The organism is Niveibacterium sp. 24ML (assembly GCF_026586805.1).
Lineage (GTDB): Bacteria > Pseudomonadota > Gammaproteobacteria > Burkholderiales > Rhodocyclaceae > Niveibacterium.
In genome coordinates, this window is the sequence record NZ_JAPFHA010000058.1 from 1 (window position 1) to 2,451 (window position 2,451).

The window sequence follows — 2,451 nt, forward strand, 5'->3', positions numbered from 1 at the left end:
CGACGCCAGCGAGGCTGCCGGCGGTGGTTGCGGCCGTGGTGCCGTCGTAGGTCTTGCCGCTGGCGCTGATCGTGCCGTTGATTGCCTTGGCGCTGATGTCAGCGAAGGCCGTAGTGTTGTGGCTGACCGTGTAGTTGCCCGCATCGGCGCCGCTGAGCGTGCCGCTCACCGCCACCGTCTTGCTAGTGCCGGCGTTCTTGTCGCTGAAGGCGCCGGTGGTGTTCAGTGCCACGGCGTCACCACTCACAACCCCCGAAAGGCTGCCCGCGGTGGTCGCGGCCGTGGTGCCGTCGTAGGTCTTGCCGCTGGCGCTGATCGTGCCGTTGATTGCCTTGGCGCTGATGTCGGCGGTGGTAGTCGTGTTGCTTGCAACCGTGTAGTTGCCGGCATCGGCACCGCTGAGCGCACCGCTTACCGCCACCGTTTTGCCGGTGCCGGCGTTCTTGTCGCTGAACGCGCCGGAGGTGTCGAGCGCAACGGTGTCGCCCGCAACGACGCCAGCGAGGCTGCCGGCGGTGGTTGCGGCCGTGGTGCCGTCGTAGGTCTTGCCGCTGGCACTGATCGTGCCGCTGATCGCCTTGGCGCTGATGTCGGCGGTGGTAGTCGTGTTGCTTGCAACCGTGTAGTTGCCGGCATCGGCGCCGCTGAGTACGCCGCTCACTGCAACCGTCTTGCCGGTGCCGGCGTTCTTGTCGTTGAAGGCGCCGGTGGTGTTCAGTGCCACGGCGTCACCACTCACAACCCCCGAGAGGCTGCCCGCGGTGGCCGCGGCCGTGGTGCCGTCGTAAGTCTTGCCGCTGGCGCTGATCGTGCCGTTGATCGCCTTGGCGCTGATGTCGGCGATGGCCGTGGTGTTGCTGCTGACCGTGTAGTTGCCCGCATCCGCGCCGCTGAGCGTGCCGCTCACCGCCACTGTCTTGCCGGTGCCGGCGTTCTTGTCGCTGAAGGTGCCGGCCGTCGTCAGTGCAACGGCGTCACCCGCCACCACACCCGCCAGGCTGCCTGCGGTGGTCGCGGCTGTGGTGCCGTCGTAGGTCTTGCCGTCGGCGATGATCGTGCCGCTGATCGCCTTGGCGCTGATGTCAGCGATGGCCGTGGTGTTGCTGCTGACCGTGTAGTTGCCCGCATCCGCCCCCGACAAGGTCCCGCTCACCGCCACTGTCTTGCCGGTGCCGGCGTTCTTGTCGTTGAAGGCGCCGGTGGTGTTCAGTGCCACGCTATCCCCCGCCACCACGCCGGCCAGGCTGCCTGCGGTGATCGCGGCCGTGGTGCCGTCGTAGGTCTTGCCGCTGGCGCTGATCGTGCCATTGATCGCCTTGGCGCTGATGTCAGCGAAGGCCGTAGTGTTGTGGCTGACCGTGTAGTTGCCCGCATCGGCACCGCTGAGCGTGCCACTCACCGTCACCGTCTTGCCGGTGCCGGCGTTTTTGTCGTTGAAGGCGCCGGTGGTGTCGAGCGCAACGGCGTCCCCCGCAACGACGCCAGCGAGGCTGCCGGCGGTGGTTGCGGCCGTGGTGCCGTCGTAGGTCTTGCCGCTGGCGCTGATCGTGCCGTTGATCGCCTTGGCGCTGATGTCGGCGGTGGTCGTGGCGTTGTGGCTGACGGTGTAGTTGCCCGCATCGGCGCCGCTGAGCGTGCCGCTCACCGCCACCGTTTTGCCGGTGCCGGCGTTCTTGTCGCTGAAGGTGCCGGTGGTGTCGAGCGCAACGGTGTCGCCCGTGATGAGGCCTGTGAGGGAACCCGAGGTGGTCGCAGCGGTTGTGCCGTCGTAGGTCTTGCTGGTCGCACTGATCGTGCCGCTGATTGATTTGGCGCTGATGTCGGCGGTGGTCGTGGTGTTGCTGCTGACCGTGTAGTTGCCCGCATCGGCACCGCTGAGCGTGCCGCTCACCGCCACCGTCTTGCCGGTGCCGGCGTTCTTGTCGCTGAACGCGCCGGAGGTGTCAAGCGCCACGGTGTCACCCGTGATGAGGCCTGTGAGGGAACCCGAGGTGGTCGCAGCGGTCGTGCCGTCGTAGGTCTTGCTGGTCGCGGTAATCGTGCCGCTGATCGCCTTGGCGCTGATGTCTGCGATGGCCGTGGTGTTGCTGCTGACCGTGTAGTTGCCCGCATCCGCGCCGCTGAGCGTGCCGCTCACCGCCACCGTCTTGCCGGTGCCGGCGTTCTTGTCGCTGAAGGCGCCGGTGGTGTCGAGCGCAACGGTGTCACCCGTGACGAGGCCTGTGAGGGAACCCGAGGTGGTCGCGACCGTGGTGCCGTCGTAGGTCTTGCCGCTGGCGCTGATCGTGCCGTTTATCGCCTTGGCGCTGATGTCGGCGGTGGTCATGGTGTTGTGGCTGACGGTGTAGTTGCCGGCATCGGCGCCGCTGAGTACGCCGCTCACCGCCACCGTCTTGCCGGTGCCGGCGTTCTTGTCGCTGAAGGCGCCGGTGGTGTCGAGCGCAACGGTGT

1 protein-coding gene is annotated in these 2,451 nt (G+C 67.4%); it reads right to left on the reverse strand.

What is annotated here, in order from left to right; translation table 11 throughout:
- On the reverse strand, positions 1 to 2,451 hold a 2,451-nt coding region (locus tag OPU71_RS21110; protein ID WP_267730079.1), incomplete at both ends, for a beta strand repeat-containing protein.